Raw genomic sequence first — 18592 nt, forward strand, 5'->3', positions numbered from 1 at the left:
CTTTGTAAGCGCAAGAGTTTGACTTCTGACAAATGACTTCTGACTTCTGACTTCTGCTATATATGGTAATCCGACCCAGAACCAAACCAGCAAACCCTCTTCAACCTTCAACCAAACCACCTTCAACCAACCAACCTTCAACCAACCAACCTTCAATCAACCAACCTTCAACCAACCAACCTTCAATCAACCAACCTTCAATCAACCAACCTTCAACCTTCAACCAAAAAAACGTGGTATAATATATCCACTTCCAAGAGGGAGTTGTTTGGAAAAGGTAATCAGAAAGGAACGGAAGATTCTGGTGCCAGCGGTTACCGATGATGAATGGGAATGACTGTTTCAGGTGTTGCAGCAAAGGCGAGTAAAAGATGAAGATCCCTATCAAACCCTTGTCATAAAACAATGGCCTTTCGGCCACGCTACGCGAACGCGCTACCCTTGGAAAGCACAACCGTTGCCCAAGGGAGGGAACCCTAAGGGTTAGCAGTAGTCACTCATGGTAGAAACCCCCCCATGAACGCGCTCCATGGCGACCAAGATCAGCAGAGGGGATGGTCAGGGCGTAAATCCGATTTTGGCAGAAGCACAACAGTTGGAATGAATATGACCGTCCAACCCAAAGATTTCAATGACAATAACAATGAATCATTAAGAATGCTAGCACGGGCGATCGCATTTTCTCAGGGACAATTTTCTCTGATTTTAGCCCGTTGTAATTATCAATCATTGCGGCAGCGATTAACACAACAACTGACAGAACACTACCAGATTAAGTTTCACTCCAGGGCTTTGGCCTCATCGGCTCTTAACCTCTATAGCAATGTTCAAGCGGAACTGACTTCAGAACTACCCAATGCCGTGATTGTTCACAATTTGGAATTAGTCAAGGATATTGATCGGCTATTGGTTTCTACCAATAATGCACGGGATGAATTTCGCAAAACGTTCCCCTTCCCCCTGGTGTTATGGGTAACCGATCAGGTCCAACACAAGCTCAGACGAGTAGCACCAGATTTCACCAGTTGGGCTGCTACTCCCATTGGCTTTGAGATGGCAACGGATGAGTTAATTGATTTTATCGAGCAAACCGTCAATCAGGTCTATGGCAAAGTATTAAACTCTGGTGCTGGTAGATTTCTAGACAATGATGACTTGAATTTGGGCATTGGTTCGACTCGCCGCACCGAGTTAAAGTCAGCCCAGAATGAGCTAAACCATCGTAAAGTCAGATTAGACCCACCGTTAGAAGCCAGTTTAGAATTTGTCTTGGGTCGTGCCGGTGATGGGTCATCACAAGAGTCTCTGGAACATTATCAGCGTAGTTTAGCCCTTTGGCAGCAGATTGAGCCAGAGGCCAGGGCAACCGAGGGAAAACCCCAAACATTCACCTCCTCATCAGAGCGGATTGGATGCTTACTGTATTATTTAGGATTATGGTGGCGTACCTATGGTGAGAGACATCGGGCTGAACATAAAGTGGCTTGTGGTCATGCCGCAGAGTATTATCAGCAATGTATTAAGGTCTTTGAACAGGCTCAGCGACCAGACTTAGTTGCCAAGTTTATTAATCCTTGGGCAGAAGTACTGCAACGACTGGGACAGTGGGATGAGTTGGAGGCGGTTGCTAACACAGCCTTGACTCTCCATCAAACCTATGGTAATCCCTTTAGACTAGCGCGAGCCTATGGCTTTTTAGCAGAAGTTGCTTTATGGAAATCTGATTGGACTAACGCGCAACAGTTAGCCCAACAGGCTCTGTCAATCTTAGAAGAGGCATTGTCTGAATTCTGTACACCAACCTCATGCTCACTCGATACCGATTGTGATTGGGAGCGCTCATTTCACCAAGGTTGGTATTTATTGTCTCTAGCGCGATCGCATCGTGGGGCCGCGCGATCGCTTGGTGGGGCTGAGCGATCGCAACAGCAACAGCAGCAAGCTAAAATCCAAGACAGTCTGACAACTCTGGAAACGGCCAAAGCCAGAACCAAACCCCAGTATGATCCAGAGCTTTACATTCGGATTTTAGAAGAACTGCGCCAGTGCTACTGCCAACAAGGTAACTATTTGACTGCTTTTCGGGTTAAACAAGAACGACGCTCGATTGAGCAGCAGTACAATTTTCGAGCCTTTATTGGTGCTGGTCGATTGCAGCCTAAACAACAGGTAACTAACCCAGCATTACCTGATCTAGAACCGCACAATTCTGTGACCCCAGCCATTGCTGCCTCTGGTAGACAAGGGGATGTTAATCGCTTAATGCAACGTATGGGCCGTAGTGACCATAAACTAACGGTAATTTATGGTCAATCAGGAGTAGGTAAAAGTTCCCTTGTCCAAGCTGGGTTAATTCCCACTTTGAAACAAAAAACCATTGGCTCCCGTGAGGTTTTAACGGTTTTCCAGCAAGTTTATACCGATTGGATTCCGGAATTTGGGAAAGCCTTAGCCAAGTCTCTGGCCGAAAAACACCTGATTAACTATCAGGCTAATACTCTCGAAACAACAAGCGCAATTCTCAAGACATTCTGGAAAATAACAGAAGAAAATATCCTAGTGGTTTTAGTCTTTGACCAATTTGAAGAATTTTTCTTTGCTGCCAAAGACATAAAACAACGACTGGTTTTCTATGACTTCCTGAAGAATTGTTTGAATATTCCCTATGTTAAAATTATTTTATCCCTTCGAGAAGATGACATTCATTATTTGTTAGAGTGTAACCGTCTAATTAACTTAGATGTCATCAACAACAATATTTTAGATAAAACAATTCTTTACTATCTCGGTAACTTTTCCCCAAAGCAAGCTCAATCAGTTATTCAAAGCTTAACTGAACACACGGCATTTTCTCTAGAGCCAAAGCTAACGGATGCCTTAGTTAAGGATTTAGCAGGAGATACCAATGAGGTGCTCCCCATTGAATTGCAAGTGGTAGGAGCTCAGCTCCAAGCGGAAAAAATTACCACCTTAGCAGATTATATAGCCAAAGGTCCTAAGGAAAAACTGGTTGAACGATACCTAGAAACAGCTATTAAAGACTGTGGTGAAGAGAACGAACGAATCACTAAACTTGTTTTGTATTTGCTTACCGATGAAAACGGGATGCGGCCCCTAAAGACTAAGGCTGAATTAGCGGAAGATTTGGACTTAGAAGAGGAGCAACTAGATTTAGGATTAGAAGTGCTAGTGGGTTCTGGGTTAGTCTTTGAAGTGCCAGAATACCCCGCTGATCGTTATCAGTTAGTTCATGATTATTTAGTATCATTTATTCGCCAAGGACAAGAGCCTCAAATCCTAGCGGAGTTAAAACTCACCAAAGAAGAACTAAAGCAAGCACTCCATCAAGAACAAGAGGAACGAAGACGAGCAGAAATTGCAGAAATTAAAGCCCTTAATTCTCTATCTCAAGCTCTACTATCTTCCCACGACCAGTTAGGAGCATTGGTCGCTAGTGTAAAAGCTGGTAAACGATTACTCACCACAGAGGTTACTCCTGATATCAAACAGCAACAAGTCAATCAGCTTCAGGAAATTATCAATAACTTGCAAGAGTGCAATCGTTTGGAAGGACATAATGCGGGAGTATTTGGTGTTTGTTTAAGTCCTGATGGTAAACTAATTACCTCTGCTAGTGAAGATGGCACGATCAGGATTTGGGGAATTGATGGGAAAGCTTTGACAAGCTGTCGGGGCCACAAGGAGCAAGTGTTTAGCATTAACTTTAGTCCCAATGGTGAGATGTTTGCCTCTGCTAGTGCTGATAGCACCATCAAACTCTGGCAACGGGATGGTAGGTTACTGAAAACTCTCAGAGGTCATAAAAACCAAGTTTTCAACATTAGTTTTAGTCCCGATGGTCAAACCATTGCTGCTGCTAGTAAGGATGGCACGATCCAGCTCTGGCATCCTAATGGTACTCGGATTAAAACCCTGACCAGGTTTGGTCCTGCTAACTTTGGGATTAGTTTTAGTCCTGATGGTAAATCCCTTGCGATCGCTAGTGAAGATGGCACTATCAAGCTCTGGAATTTACACAGTAGTTGGCCCAAAATTTTCAATCGTCATGCTAGGGGTGTCTTGAGTGTCTGCTTTAGTCCAGATGGTCAGATGCTGGCTTCCGGGAGTTGGGACGGTACCGCTAAACTCTGGAATATAGATGGCAAAGAACTCAACTCCATCGATAATTATGGCTTGCCAGTCTATCGGGTTAGATTTAGTCCCGATGGTCAACTATTAGCACTAGCAAGTAAAGATAATCGAATTCGACTGTATAACCTTGATGGCATTAAGCTCAAGACCTTACGAGGACACAAAGGGTCTGTGTGTGGGGTAAGTTTCAGCCCCGATGGACGGCTACTGGCTTCTGCTAGTGTAGATAAAACTATCAGACTTTGGAGTCTTAAGGGCATTGGACTGAATACTCAGCAAAGCCATACTGGTAAACTTATCGGCTTTTGTTTTAATTCTACCGGTCAGCAGTATGCTTCAGCTAGTGAAGATAAAACAGTGAAACTATGGAATTTAGAAGGCACATTACTCAGAACATTTTCAGGACATCAAGCTAGTGTCAGGAGTGTCAGTTTTAGTCCTAAAGCAAAACTATTAGCCACTGCTAGTGTGGATGGTATCATTAAAATTTGGCATCTTAATGGAGCCTTACTGCAAACCTTTCCAGCCCATGGTCTGAGTATCAGGAGTCTAAGTTTTAGTCCTGATGGTAAAATCCTGGCCTCTGCGGGCAATGACAGAATTATCAAGCTGTGGGGGATTGATGATAAGTATGGACAGGATAAGGGAGTACTCTTAAATACTCTTAACGGTCATATTGCTAAAATCTATACCATTAGATTCAGTCAGGATGGTCAAATGCTGGCTTCCGCTGGAGAAGATAAAACCATTAAACGTTGGCATCTTGATGGTAGCTTAATCGATACGATTCCAGCCCATAGTCTAAAAATTGTCTGTTTGAGATTCAGTGGGGATGGTGAAATTATGGCTTCCGCTAGTGCTGATAAAACGGTGAAATTATGGAGTTTGGATGGTAAACTGATCACTACCTTACAAGGACATCAAGCAGGAGTTAGAGGTGTTGTTTTTAGTCCTGACAGTCAAATTATTGCTTCAGTTAGTGCTGATAGGACGGTAAAGCTTTGGACTCGTGATGGTAAGGAATTCAAAACCCTAAAAGGACATCTTGCTCCTGTGTGCAATGCCTGTTTCCTGGCTGATGGTGAAACTTTGGTATCGGTCAGTGAAGATGGTACTGCTAAAATCTGGAATATCGATGGTACAGAAATCAAAACCGTTGGCGGACCGATTAATGACAGTACAGTCCTAGGTGTAAAACCTGGACAGGGGATAGTTACCAGGGGGAGTCATACCACTACCTCTGATTTAAGCTCTGATTTAAAGGATTTATTGGTGAAGGGGTGCTATTGGATCAGGGACTATTTGAACCATAATCCGACCTTGAGTGAAAGCGATCGCAAATTGTGTGATGGGGTTTTACCAGAACTGTTGAATGGGGAATCGGGAATCGGGAATCGGGAATCGGAACCCACCCCGTTCCCCTCCCAGGAGGGGAACGGGAGTCGGGAATCGGGAGTATAGCTTTTTTTAGTCTAATCAGGTACACAGGATTTTTTCCCTGTTCCCTGTTCCGGTGATCCGCTGTTCCCTAGCTAAATACTGCTATAAACAAGCTGCTCTATACAACTAGACCGCTGGCTGAGCCATAGAGGATTTGAGTAGCACCAGAATTGATAATACTTCCGAGGTCTTCACCAGGAACTCCTATGGCTAAGTCATCGTAGCCGTCCCCATTGAAGTCCTGCACCGCCAAGCTAGATCCAAAGTTATCGTACTCCTCAGCTATATCGTTAACGCCAGAACTAGCTTGGCTCCAAAACTGATTACCAGTAGTAGTCAAGCCAAAGACGGAACCGTAGATAATGTTTACAGCCCCAGCATCAGTGATTGAATCGATATCTTCATAGGGACTTCCCACTGCTAAGTCATCGTAACCGTCGTTGTTAAAGTCGCCCACAGCTAAGGTAGTTCCGAAGCGGTCAAATGCTTCAGGGTTGCTGACAATGAGATCGTCTTGAGACCAGAATTGGCTACCAGTGGTAGTCAAGCCTGTTACAGAACCATAGAGGGTATTAACTTTACCTCCATCGGTTACATTCCCATTTGACAAATCTTCATAAGGAGCACCAATAGCCAGGTCATCATAGCCATCCCCGTTGAAATCTCCGGCAGCTAAACTGCTACCAAAGCGGTCACCTTCTTCATCACCCCCTTGAGGAAAGGCCGTCTGGGTGAAGAATTTGTTACCAGTGCTCGTCAGACCGAAGAAAGAACCATTGATAATGTTAACTATGCCAGTATCTTTAATCGATCCCAAATCCTCGTGAGGCGTTCCTATAGCTAAGTCATCATAACCATCCCCATTAAAGTCCCCTGAGGTTAAGGTCTCTCCGAAGCGATCGAAAGCTTCATTAAAACTACCACTAAGATTGTTTTGCTCCCACAATTGGCTACCAAAGCTAGTTAAGCCTGTTGAAGATCCTTGGAGGACATTGACTTTACCTACGTCACTGTTCCCATCAAGATCTTCATAAGGAGCACCGATAGCCAGGTCATCATAGCCATCCCCGTCAAAATCTCCCGCAGCCAAGCTGCTACCAAAGCGGTCACCTGCTTCATCACCCCCCTGAGGAAAGGCTGTCTGGGTGAAGAATTTGTTACCAGTGCTGGTCAGACCAAAGAAAGAACCATTGATAATGTTAACTATGCCGGTATTTGTAGTCGATCCCCAATCTTCGTAAGGTGTGCCTACAGCTAAGTCATCGTAACCATCCCCATTAAAGTCCCCTGAGATCAGGGTATCTCCGAAGCGATCGAAAGCTTCAGTTGAACTGCCAGCAAGATTGTCCTGGTTCCACAATTGGCTACCAAAGCTAGTTAAGCCTGTTGAAGATCCTCGGAGGACATTGACTTTACCTCTGTTGGTTTCCCCACCAACATCTTCGTTGGGTGTGCCTATAGCCAAGTCGCCCCGACGATCACCATTGAAATCTCCTCCAGTTAAGCTAGTGCCGAAGCGGTCATAGGCTTCATTGCCTCCGGAAGGAAATACGGATTGAGTCCAGAATTGATCGTTGGGAATATTCATATAGTTTTAATCGTCCTGTGTCAGTTTATTGATGTTGGGTTGATCTCCTTGGCGTTGCTGATTCTGGGTATGATTTTGCCCCCCTAGCCCCCCAAGCGAGGGATTGCTCGCTTGGGGGGAACAAAACTCCCAAAGTCCCCCCCGGTGCGCGCCTCCTAGGGCGAGTAAATCGCCCTTGGGTCGCACCGCAAAGTTGGGGGACTCACGGGGGCTTTAACAGGGGGCTTTAACAAAACTAGATGATCGCGCATTCATACTTCAATTCAGCAACCCTAAGAATTCTGTCGTTAATCAAGAGTCCAGGTGATCTACCAAAACCAAATCGATCATGAAAGCTAATGCTGATTTTTCTTGGCACCAAAAACTTATTGGATCCTCTTGTGACCTTCGCTTCTAGCGGTGCGACCCGTGGCGAATTAAATTACGGGTCAAGCGCACCGGGAGGTTTTCCAAAACCAATCTATTGGGCAAACTATTGCGCTAGCAAGCTACATTGCTGCATCGCTTTTTCTAGCAATGCTAGTAGAGGTCTCAAATGAAAATACTAGATATCAAGTGCTCCCCTGAGCTTAGGTGTTTTTTCTTTTGCTACTTTAAATTGCTAGCTATTAGAACAATAAACTAGTTAAGATGGATGGCTGATTTATCTACCAAAAACAGTATTACATATCAATCCGAAGTAATTGAGCTACTTCACTAAAAATTTACTAAATCTTTAAACGAATAAAGTTGTTGTAAAAAATACTTTGAGGAGAGATATAGGGCTGGGGTAAGGGAATCGGGAATCGGGAATCGGGAATCGGGAGTGTGGGCAGAGAGGGGAGTGTGGGGAGAGGGGGGAGTGTGGGAAGAATTTTCCACAACAGATGCAGCGCCGACCTGAGAGGGTTTCCCCATCAGCAACGGTTGTAGTTTGTCCCATTAGCAACTGCATCTTGAGGGGGGAAGAAAATTGACTGTACCTGATAAATATCAGAAACCCTATAAAAATATTTCCTATCTCCCCATCTCCCTATCTCCCTATCTCCCCATCTCCCCATCTCCCCATCTCCCCATCTCCCCACACTTCCCACACCTCCCACACTTCACTCTCTTCCCCTACTCCCTTGAGAATCTAAAAATTCTCTCGATTCCGATTTGCCTGCTCCATCTTCTCTACAACCTGGTCTATGGGCATCATGCCCAACTCCCCAGCGGCACGGGTACGAATATTCAAACTATTGGCTTCGACTTCCTTGGCACCAACCACACTCATCACGGGGATTTTAGCCTTTTCGGCATTACGAATTGCTTTACCGAGCCTTTCCCCACTGGTATCGACTTCTGCTCGAATCCCATGCGATCGCATTTTTGCTGCCACTTCCTGAGCAAAAGGCAACTGTGCATCCCCTACTGGTAACAATCGTGCTTGTACTGGTGCTAACCAGAAGGGGAAGTCTCCCCCATACTGTTCAATCAATATGCCAGTTAGGCGCTCCAGGGATCCAAAGGGGGCACGGTGAATCATAATCGGGCGTTGGCGAGTACCATCTTCTGCCACATACTCCAAATCAAATCGTTCTGGCAAGTTGTAATCTACCTGTACCGTTCCTAACTGCCATTCCCTGTCCAGGATATCCTGGAAGATAAAGTCCAGTTTCGGGCCATAAAATGCCGCTTCCCCTGGTGCTTCAAAGGATTCCATGCCCAAGGTATCCACAGCACGGCGAATTGCTGATTGGGCTTTTTCCCAAGCCTGATCCGAACCAATATACTTATCCGAGGCCGGGTCACGGAAACTCAACCGTGCTTTAAAGTTCTTCATTTGCAGACTTTTGAACACTGAGAGGATTAAATCCACCACACTGAGGAATTCCTGATCCAACTGATCCGGCATCACAAATAGGTGAGAATCATCCACCGTGAAACCGCGCACCCTGGTCAACCCCCCCAGTTCCCCAGATTGCTCATAGCGATACACTGTTCCAAACTCTGCCAAGCGCATGGGCAACTCCCGGTAGGAGCGCAATTCACTCTTATAAATTTGGATATGGAAGGGGCAATTCATCGGTTTTAGGACAAACCCTTGTTCTGCGGCTGCTGCTTCCTCATCTTCAGCCATCATCGGGAACATATCCTCTTTATAGTTCTGCCAGTGACCGGATACCTTAAACAAGTCCACTCGACCAATATGGGGTGTCACCACTGGTAGATAACCTCGTTTAACCTGTTCTTGCTTGAGGAAATCTTCCAAAAGGGTACGCAAAACCGTTCCTTTGGGGGTCCACAGCGGTAATCCTGGTCCAACCGGGTCAGAAAAGATAAACAGTCCTAGTTCCTTACCCAGCTTACGGTGATCCCGTTTCAGGGCTTCTTGCTTACGGCGCTTATATTCCTGTAGTTGCTCTGGGTTTTCCCAAGCTGTACCATAAATGCGCTGGAGTTGAGCATTACTCGCATCCCCTCGCCAGTAAGCCCCAGCCACACTTTCCAATTCAATTGCCTTCGGGTTGATTTCACTAGTGTTTTCTACATGGGGACCAGCACACAAATCCCACCACTGATCCCCCAGGTGGTAAATCGAGATCGGGTCTTCTAAATCTGCTAAAATTTCCAGTTTATAGGGTTCACCCAGTTCCTTGATCCGCTGTTGAGCTTCTTCCCGTGGCACCTCTTCCCGAATTACCGGAAGCTTCCGCTTAATGATTTTGACCATTTCCTTTTGGATTTTCTTGAGGTCTTGCTCAGTAAACGGTTCTGGCTGGTCGAAATCATAATAAAAACCATTTTCAATCCAAGGACCGATAGTCACCTGAGCCTTCGGAAATAGCTTCTGGACGGCCATTGCCATCACATGAGACGTCGTATGACGGAGCCTTTTTAGGGTATCGGATTCGCTAGTACGGGGCAAATGAATTTTTTCAGGCTGTTCGGAGGGTTCTGAGTTAACCATCGGTGACTGTTCTATGGAATTGAGTAACGCGCTATGACCGTAACACCAATTTTGTGCTATCCCTCTATGATACAAACCTTAGCTTTTGGTGCAGTACATGTTTCTGGTGTAGTACTGTTCCATAAAACTTACACAAAACGTCACTAAGTGACGTTTTGAAGTTTACTTCCTGCATCATCCAGGACTGTCGGCAGCACCCTGTCAGTCAGGCATTCCACCGTAGAACCTACGGCAAGACGTTCTAAATTGATTGCAGCATTAAGATCACGATCTTTAACCATCCCGCAAGCTTCACAGTTAAATACCCGAACGTTCAAAGGCATTCCCTGTTCATGTCCACAGTCTGAGCAAGTCTTTGTAGAGGGATAGAATCTGTTGGCATAAATAACTTGAGAACCATACCATTGAGACTTGTACTCAACTTGTCGGCGAATTTCGGAAAAAGCGGAATCAGCAATTGCACCAGCGAGCTTATGATTCAATAGCATTCCAGATACATTCAAGTCTTCTAGGACTACAGCACCGTGATTCTTGGTCAGCCATGAGGTTAACTTGTGAATGGTATCCTGGCGAATGTTCCTGACTCGCTGGTATGCCTTGGCTAACTTAAGTTTTGCCTTCTGTCGGTTGTTTGAACCAAACTGCTTTCTGGCTAATTGCCGCTGGAGTCGAGCCAGTTTACGCTGTGCCCGTTTGTATGGCCTGGGATTTGGGAACACAGAACCATCAGAGATGGTTGCGAGTTCCTTAACACCTAGGTCTACACCAATTGCAGCCTTAAGTTTTTTTGTTGGTTCAGCCTCAAACTCGTAAGCTACAGAAATAAACCACTGATCAGCCCCTCGGCTGATGGTTAATCGTTTCGTCTGGACTTGGGGCAGTGGTTCATAGGTACTAACCCAACCGATAAATGGCAGTTTCAACCGTGTGCCAGAAAATTCCATGACTTTGCCGCAGTTATCCAGGGTGAAGCTATCATTTTTGCCTTTCTTTTTGAATTTGGGCTTGTCAGCTAACCCACTAAAGAAGCGGGTAAATGCTTCACCCAAATGCAGAAACACAAACTGATAAACCCTGGAACTAAGAGTCTTTTGCCACAGATAATTAGGTTTAACATGATTGGTGTAGAACTTTTTTAATTTGTGAGCAGATGGCTTCAAGCCTTCCTTATCGGCTTCGTCCCACATCCTTAACGCCCAATTCCAAATCCAACGAGCATAACCTGCGTGTTGAGCCATAATTGACTGCTGATGGTTATTTAGCTTTAACCTGGTTTTAAAGGCTCGTTGCATAGCATCGATAGTTTCTACCTGATGTGGTTGTGTCAGTTAGCTTTTTACCAGTTGTGAATAGGCTGATCGGTTATGGAGAGCTTTTAAAAAAGCTCTCGGTGCTCAGAGGCTGATTACGGTTTAAGATATTTGGTTACCTGACTAACGTTGACAACATACTTATAGTAGCGTGTTGTGCCGTAAACTTTTAACTAAGTTTTGGCTCTCTCAATTTAGTTTTGAGGGTTAGGGCAAGGGCTTAGGTGTTCAAGGTTAGGGGTTAGGGGTTAGGGGTTAGGGGTTACGGGTTGGCTTAATGGTTTTGGTACTTAATGGATAGCACCGATGCATAGTACAAGGGTGCCTCATTGGCCAAAGTCCATTGTAGATCATGTCAGGATAATTACCCTTAATCAAAATCTGCCCCATTTAACCATCTGGCCATCAATCGTCTTTATGATGGGTATTCAACCGGACTTGAGCTTACCTCTCAATGTAAGCATTCAGCTATCAGCTATCAGCTATCAGCTATCAGCTTTCAGCTTTCAGCTTTCAGCTTTCAGCTATCAGCTAATGGGTCCGATGGGTCGAAGCCTGTGCCAAGCTACAGATGGTGCTTTTGAATAAAACAGGTAACCATTCGAATAATGCTGAGTTAAGTCTGCTAACGGCTGACCGCTGACGGCTGACCGCACCTCAAGTAGCACCATCTGTAGCGCATATGCTTACCCCTCAATTCAATTTTGACGGAGTAGTAGTCTCCGACAAGTGTTAAGGGTTATGTCAAAAATTGTAAAAAAATGTAAATATAATTAAGGTAGACTATGAAAAAATAAACGGTTTTAATATCATGGATCAACCCCAGCCATCAACACCGGAGTTACTCAAAACCATATTGGAACCGCTACTAGTAGATTTTGACTACTGGTTTGAGCGATCGCTTTCGTTGTTAGAAACTGAAGATATCACCTTTTTGAGCACGGAGGAACAATCTGACCTACTAAAGCGGGTAAAGCAAGCCCAGCAGGAGGTAAATACAGCTAAAATGCTTTTTAAAGCTACCGATGGTCAAGTAGGAGTTGAACTTTCTACCATGATGCCATGGCACCAATTAGTGAGAGAATGTTGGGGAGTGGCAATCCGGTGGCGATCATTGGCATCCGGTGCATCCGAGTCAGCGGCCTCAGGGAATGACTAATCTTGACGCACCTAGATTCAGGAAATGATTGAGGAAATAGTGGACTACCATTTGTTAAGGTTAACTAACCACCTATAAAAAGCCGTTTTTTATCCCTGAGCAAGACAAGGAGTTAAAGACCAACTATTCGGTCGGGAGGATAATACGATGTTACACCTAATTTATCTAATTGCCTTTACTGTTCTAGCATTTTTAGCGATTGGAAATTTAATTCGTAACCTATTAAGTTTGAGTTTTGATTCCCAGCGTTCTTTCTCAGCATCGGGAAAATCACCCGCCCAATGGGGTCGGAATCAAGTGAATGCCAATCCATCTCCTGCTAAGTCAGTACCGCACCCGGAACTGCTTGATGATAGTGGCAACCCTATCAATGAACCGCTGTTAGTGATGCGGTCAATGACCGTTGAAGACGCTCGCCAACAGTTAGACGCTATATACAATTCTTCTCCGGGTAACACCAAGGGCACGCCAGAAGAAAACCAGTAGTCTATTGATTTCACGTTAGGGCTAGACCAAGGGAAAGGGGATAAGCAAAACTATTTCCCCTGACCGAATTCGTCGGTGGAAAAACTATAGCGCTGCGCCCAGGCAATAGGGAATAGGAAATAGCGATGCAGCGCTGAATCCATTTTCCTTGACAGACAGCATTCAATTAGTAAGTATTAAACCGGACTAGATCTGATTTATTTGCCATAGGCAAACCAACTTGCATTAGCACTGTAAACCCGCGTGTCTCCCCAGGTTTCCAATACATAATGAAACCCCTCTCGGTTGACATCAGTGACATCAACTTTTAATCGGAGATTTTCATCATTATCACTATCGATGTCGTTTAAAGCAATATAAACCACAGGCTCAGAAGCAAAGTTGGTATTAAACTTTTGCTCACCTGATATTCTTCGTCTGCCATCACCCTTTGATAAATTCCCTTCCCTAACAGAAATTTCTCCACTCTCCAGTCTAATCTGTGAACTAGCCACTTCTTCGATACTTCGAGAGATAGTAATCAGCTGATTACTATCTTGAGTTAAGTTATTGATCCGTTCAACTATATCTCCCAAGGCGACTGGGTCTGATTCTAGAAGAGCATTAAGTTTTTTCTCTATAGTAGAAGCGTTGATATCTAAGCTTTGCACCTTACTATTTAGATACTGAGCTTGTTTTTGATAGTCTTGAGTTTGGGCTTTGATAGTTTGAGTTTGTTGCTGAAGACCTTGCAGATCAACTCGGTTATCAAATAGAGAATTATTTATACGTTTGTTGAGTTTATCAAGTTGTTCTTCTTGATTTTTTAGATGTCCTTTTACAGAACTATCAACAAGACTAGACATGACTACAAAACCACTGACGGTGGTCAATAGGGTAGTAAAAACCAACAAGCCAATCACTAGGTGAAATTGTGTTCTAAATTCCTTCCTGAGTTCCTCAGCTATTTTGGGTGAAAATAGTTGTAATTCTGTATAAATTAAAGCTCTGATATCTGTAGAGCGCTTATCCAGATAACTTCGGTAGGTATCTAGTTCTTTCTTGAGATCATCTCGTTCGCTTCTGAGGCGATCGATAGTTTTTTTAAGTATGTCAAAATCATTCATAGTAACCAAGTGGCTAAACACCGACAATTCCTTAGATAGTTTAGATAGTAAGATACTAATCAACTATCTCCATTATTTCGACAAGCCCGCCAAATACCCTATGGGCTGTTATAGCTGAAATTGCTCTATTCGCCAACTACAGAGGCTGATCTGATGGCACCCAGGATAATCCATGGTGAACAGTAAATGGTGATAGGTAGGGGGTTGGCAAAATTATCTCTTATCCATTACCCATTACCCATTACCCATTACCTACTATAGCGCTAGTCGCTCTAATCATTGCACTCTGTTAAATAATGCTTCGTGAGACCCGGAGCTGGGGGGATTCCGGAGATCTAAATCTAAATTTAGAAATTTTCTAATCAATTGAGACGATCAGCATCAGCCAAAGGATTCCAGACTTAATGCTCATGGTGAGGGGCGTTACGTACCTTCCTGATTGTATAGGGCAAAACCCCTACCAGCAGAGCAAAGGCTTCATCTGGCAGTTGGGCAATAGTGTTGGCATCAAAACCAAATCCCTCAAACTGTTCAAGAATCTGTTGGGTTCGTTTTATCGGACTTGGATCTTCTGTAATTTGTTTAGTCAGTCGAATCCATTGCCGCCGAATCAAATAAGCACGCCGTCGCTCTTCAGCTGATTCTGGAGAAACCAAAGACAGATTGCCCACTGGGACTACTCCCTGACAATCAAGATCAAATATTCCTCCTACAGCCGAACCTGGTCCTGCGAATTCTGCATGGTAGTGCTTATATATGATTAGGCCATTGCGACGCCTACTATTAACAATTAACAATTGTTTATCCCGAAATTGCGAGAGAATTTCTGATGGCTGTGAGTCTCTCATCTTATTCTTGCAGAGGTTCAGGCTTTCCTGGTTCATGCCACTTAGGGGTTGAGGATTGGCGAGACCCTGGTTGTGACCAACCACCTCCTTTGGGTAAAGAGCTATCTGGTAATAGTGTTGGTATTCACTCTCCATCTGAAACTATATGGCGTAATATCTTAGAGCAGGTAAGCACCCAAGCTAAAAGCCCCGATCCGCTTTCCTTAAAATAGCTGTAAATTTTTGAAAATACACAAAAGGGAGAGTCAAGTTTTGTTCAACTACCATTTCCAACTATAAACTTGGGTTTAACCTAAGTTTATAGTTATCAAAAAACACCTCAAAATGGCTTCAAGACACCAAAACTTTGTATGGCTAGATACTAAATTATAGATGATTTGGTATCAATAGCTACAATTTATCGGTATAAAGCAACTTTTGTGGTTTAGTACCGTAGATTTCATGGGATTTACAAGTAGACCGTAACACAAATCAACTAAATTTCGACCCTGGCGAGGTCTTCAAACAACAATTTTCTTGAAAGCTTTATCAATAACCCCCTTTTTGATCTGTTACCAAAAACGATACTCTGCTACAGATAGTCTGAACAAAAATGTTGTATTACATATTTTGTTTGTTTTGTCAATGTGATAAATCACCAAATGTATGTGTTATTCGTCAGCTTGATAACTCCATTATGACGAAATTCAGCCTACTAAGACAGACTCTGACCCGGTGAACTAAAACCAGCAGGATTAATCTGCTTGTGTAAGAGCAGGCGTTTGGGAAGCCTAAGCAATCCTCCGGTATAGCTTGGTTCTACCCGATGCAGTTCATATCCCCTCTTGAGATAAAGTTGCCTGGCCTGATAATTGTTTTCCAAAACATGCAAGTAGAGGTCTTGAAAGCCCCATTCTAGGGCAGTTTGCTCACAAGCCAAGAGCAAATTTTCTCCGACTCCTTGCCGCCGACAAGACTTTCTGACAGCCAGATTGGACAGGTAAAGATGTTGGCAGTTGGGCTTTGGCCAGCAATAGCGAGAACGGAGTGTTAGCTCTACAGTACCAGCTAGCATGTCACTGGTACCAGCAGAACCGGAAACGGTAGTGACGGCGACTAAACACAGGTAATGGGGTAAACTAGATCCCAGTCTGTGGCGCAAATCTTCGTAAATACCCAGTCTTAATAGAGGGTGAAGCCAGCTGATGAGCCCTTTTTGAGGGTGAAAGCTATCTGCAAGAATATCTGCTACAGTGCTGATATCCTCACATTGAGCAGCACGTATAGTGACTTGAGATATACCACCAGCCAAGGTATCTTGACCAGTAGGGACAGATTTATGAAGGGTTAAGAATGAAAAGCAGGAATCCACAACTACAAAATTAAAATTATTTGGGAATGGTAAACTCTATTATTTGGGAATGGTAAACTCTAACTAAAGTATGTAGACTATACGCCGAAGGGGTTCTAAGTTCCCCCCCCCTAGCTTCCCGTAGGTTCAAGGCACCAGAAGGTATATGGCTAAGAAGTCTGAAGGAGGTATGAGCAATTGAGTTCGAAACTATTTACCCCATTTCAGGCCAGGTAAATATTAAGGTAAATAGGAGACATTAAACGTTATACTTCATAATTAATACCTTTTCTTGATGCAATAGCGAGTGGGGGAAACCCCCAAGACCGTAATGGTGCGTTTACAGTCGTCGAATTAAATTCGCCACGGGTCGCACCTCTGCATCGCTTTTGAGAAGTTTGATCAAAATCGGCTGACGGGATTAGCTTAAGTGATTAGCGACCACCTTAAACTAGAAAGTCTTCAAGATCAGGTAGTTCACACACCTTAAACTAGAAAGTCTTCAACGTCAGGTAGTTCACATTATTCTATCGCTATTGAAACATGACGAATCATAAGACTGACTGGACCCCAATCATTAAGAAATTTGTGGCGATAGTAGGCAAAAATGGTGTGGTTCAACGTCGTGAAGAATTGTTGACCTATGAATGTGATGGTCTGGCCAGCTATCGCCAACGACCAGCGGTAGTAGTGCTACCACGCACTACCGAACAAGTCTCAGAGGTGCTTAAGATATGCGATCGCTATTCTATTCCTTGGGTGGCACGGGGTGCTGGCACCGGATTATCCGGTGGTGCTCTACCTATAGAAGATGGTGTGTTGATTGTCACTGCCCTAATGAAGGGTATCCTGGACATTGACCTGGAAAATCAGCGAATTGTAGTACAACCAGGCTTAATCAACAACTGGGTGACCCAAGCGGTAAGTGGTGCGGGTTTCTATTATGCCCCTGATCCCTCCAGTCAAATTATTTGTTCCATTGGTGGCAATGTGGCTGAGAACTCTGGTGGTGTCCATTGCCTCAAATATGGTGTGACCACTAATCACGTCATGGGGTTAAAATTGGTTCTTCCGGACGGTTCAATTGTGGATGTAGGGGGATCAGTTCAAGAAATGCCTGGTTACGACCTAACCGGCTTATTTGTTGGTTCCGAAGGCACCTTGGGGATCGCTACAGAAATTACCCTGCGCATCCTCAAGAGACCAGAATCAATTTGTGTCCTCCTAGCGGACTTTACTAGCATTGAAGCTGCTGGTACTGCAGTGACTGACATTATTGGTGCTGGGATCATTCCTGCGGGCATGGAAATGATGGATAATCTCAGCATCAATGCGGTAGAGGACGTAGTGGCAACAGGTTGTTATCCGAGGGATGCTGGAGCAATATTGCTGGTAGAACTGGATGGCTTAAAGGTAGAAGTGGATACTAATAAACGGCGGGTTGCCCAACTGTGTAAACAGAATGGGGCAAGAAATATCACGACGGCTAGGGACGAAGAAACCCGCCTGAAATTATGGAAAGGTCGCAAAGCGGCTTTTGCTGCGGCAGGGAAGATTAGCCCCAATTATTTCGTCCAAGATGGGGTGATTCCTCGCACTGAGTTAGCGGGTGTTTTGAGGGAGATTGAGGCATTAAGTGAGAAATCTGGGTACACAATAGCTAACGTATTCCATGCGGGTGATGGAAATCTACACCCCCTAATCTTGTACGATGAAAAGGTGCCTGGGGCATTAGAAGAGGTAGAAAATGTTGGTGGCGAAATCCTCAAACTCTGTGTCAAAGCAGGGGGGAGTATATCTGGGGAACATGGGATTGGTGCGGATAAGAACTGTTTTATGCCAGATATGTTCACGTATACGGACTTGGAAACGATGAAATGGGTTAATCAGGTATTCAATCCCAAGGGTTTAGCCAATCCAGGCAAGGTATTTCCGACACCCCGGACTTGTGGAGAGGCAGCAAATGCCGGAAAAACAACGGAATTTGAGTCTATAGAGCGTTTTTAAACTAAGTTTCGTGAGTTCGACATGAGCCTTCGTTATCCAGAACTCAATCCCTTCGCGACCATTCAAAATTATCAATTCAAAATTCAAAACTACCCCATAAATGAATTGGGTGTGGCTCTTTTGGAAAGACGTTTGGTCAGGTTTAGAGAGGTATCGGAAGAGTAGGAGGAGCAGTAATAGAGCAACGAGCTTGAATTAGTCGTTTCATCAAAGGAAGGCCATCTTTGTACAAAG

The 18592-nt window shown here is 44.3% G+C and carries 14 protein-coding genes; 7 read left to right on the forward strand and 7 right to left on the reverse strand.

The features are described 5' to 3' along the window. The first annotated feature begins 62 nt into the window (after positions 1–62). The 3 genes from F6K64_RS34100 to F6K64_RS34110 all read left to right on the forward strand — a co-directional run bounded on the left by F6K64_RS34100 (position 63) and on the right by F6K64_RS34110 (position 5613). Entirely contained in the window at positions 63–242 is a 180-nt protein-coding gene (locus F6K64_RS34100; protein WP_154659797.1) for a hypothetical protein, read from the forward strand. Between the two features lie 107 nt (positions 243–349). Further along, on the forward strand, positions 350–487 hold the full coding sequence (locus tag F6K64_RS34105; RefSeq protein ID WP_154659796.1) for a hypothetical protein: 138 nt from the start codon (positions 350–352) through the stop codon (positions 485–487). Positions 488–516: 29 nt separating this feature from the next. Beyond that, a complete protein-coding gene (locus F6K64_RS34110; protein ID WP_287267731.1) occupies positions 517–5613 on the forward strand; it encodes a WD40 domain-containing protein in 5097 nt (1698 codons plus the stop codon). Between the two features lie 97 nt (positions 5614–5710). On the opposite strand, the gene F6K64_RS34115 is transcribed toward F6K64_RS34110, so the two are convergent. From F6K64_RS34115 to F6K64_RS34130, 4 genes are all read right to left on the reverse strand, one after another. After that, the gene (locus F6K64_RS34115; RefSeq protein WP_008184619.1) at positions 5711–7180 is read right to left on the reverse strand and encodes an FG-GAP-like repeat-containing protein; all 1470 of its coding nucleotides are present in this window, start codon (positions 7178–7180) and stop codon (positions 5711–5713) included. 696 nt (positions 7181–7876) lie between these two features. After that, entirely contained in the window at positions 7877–8077 is a 201-nt protein-coding gene (locus F6K64_RS34120) for a hypothetical protein (RefSeq protein WP_044493271.1), read from the reverse strand. A 217-nt stretch (positions 8078–8294) separates the two neighbouring features. After that, entirely contained in the window at positions 8295–10112 is a 1818-nt protein-coding gene (thrS, locus tag F6K64_RS34125; protein ID WP_008184612.1) for a threonine--tRNA ligase, read from the reverse strand. Positions 10113–10255: 143 nt separating this feature from the next. After that, a complete protein-coding gene (locus F6K64_RS34130) occupies positions 10256–11350 on the reverse strand; it encodes an RNA-guided endonuclease InsQ/TnpB family protein (protein ID WP_229414497.1) in 1095 nt (364 codons plus the stop codon). Positions 11351–11728: 378 nt separating this feature from the next. On the opposite strand from F6K64_RS34130, the gene F6K64_RS34135 reads away from it, so the two are divergent. The 3 genes from F6K64_RS34135 (at position 11729) to F6K64_RS34145 (ending at position 13067) form a co-directional block, all read left to right on the forward strand. Next, positions 11729–12010 (forward strand): hypothetical protein, encoded by a 282-nt coding sequence (locus tag F6K64_RS34135; RefSeq protein WP_287263828.1) that lies wholly within the window; start codon positions 11729–11731, stop codon positions 12008–12010. A 223-nt stretch (positions 12011–12233) separates the two neighbouring features. Further along, the gene (locus F6K64_RS34140) at positions 12234–12581 is read left to right on the forward strand and encodes a DUF2605 domain-containing protein (protein ID WP_008179530.1); all 348 of its coding nucleotides are present in this window, start codon (positions 12234–12236) and stop codon (positions 12579–12581) included. A gap of 147 nt (positions 12582–12728) precedes the next feature. Continuing rightward, positions 12729–13067 carry a DUF2973 domain-containing protein gene (locus tag F6K64_RS34145; RefSeq protein WP_008179531.1) on the forward strand — a complete coding sequence of 113 codons (339 nt, stop codon included), beginning with the start codon at positions 12729–12731 and terminating at the stop codon, positions 13065–13067. 197 nt (positions 13068–13264) lie between these two features. Here F6K64_RS34145 and F6K64_RS34150 read toward each other — a convergent pair whose 3' ends face one another. The 3 genes from F6K64_RS34150 to F6K64_RS34160 all read right to left on the reverse strand — a co-directional run bounded on the left by F6K64_RS34150 (position 13265) and on the right by F6K64_RS34160 (position 16372). After that, complete coding sequence (locus tag F6K64_RS34150) at positions 13265–14194, reverse strand: H-type lectin domain-containing protein (RefSeq protein WP_207554313.1); 930 nt, start codon at positions 14192–14194, stop codon at positions 13265–13267. A 380-nt stretch (positions 14195–14574) separates the two neighbouring features. Next, positions 14575–15156 carry a hypothetical protein gene (locus F6K64_RS34155; protein WP_008179536.1) on the reverse strand — a complete coding sequence of 194 codons (582 nt, stop codon included), beginning with the start codon at positions 15154–15156 and terminating at the stop codon, positions 14575–14577. 559 nt (positions 15157–15715) lie between these two features. Next, on the reverse strand, positions 15716–16372 hold the full coding sequence (locus F6K64_RS34160) for a GNAT family N-acetyltransferase (protein WP_008179539.1): 657 nt from the start codon (positions 16370–16372) through the stop codon (positions 15716–15718). 522 nt (positions 16373–16894) lie between these two features. Between F6K64_RS34160 and glcD the strand changes: the two genes are divergently transcribed. Next, positions 16895–18358 (forward strand): glycolate oxidase subunit GlcD, encoded by a 1464-nt coding sequence (gene glcD / locus F6K64_RS34165; protein WP_008179542.1) that lies wholly within the window; start codon positions 16895–16897, stop codon positions 18356–18358. The last annotated feature ends 234 nt before the right edge of the window (positions 18359–18592 follow it).

Origin of the sequence: Moorena sp. SIO3A2 (assembly GCF_010672265.1) — a bacterium.
In the GTDB taxonomy this organism is placed as follows: Bacteria; Cyanobacteriota; Cyanobacteriia; order Cyanobacteriales; family Coleofasciculaceae; genus Moorena; species Moorena producens.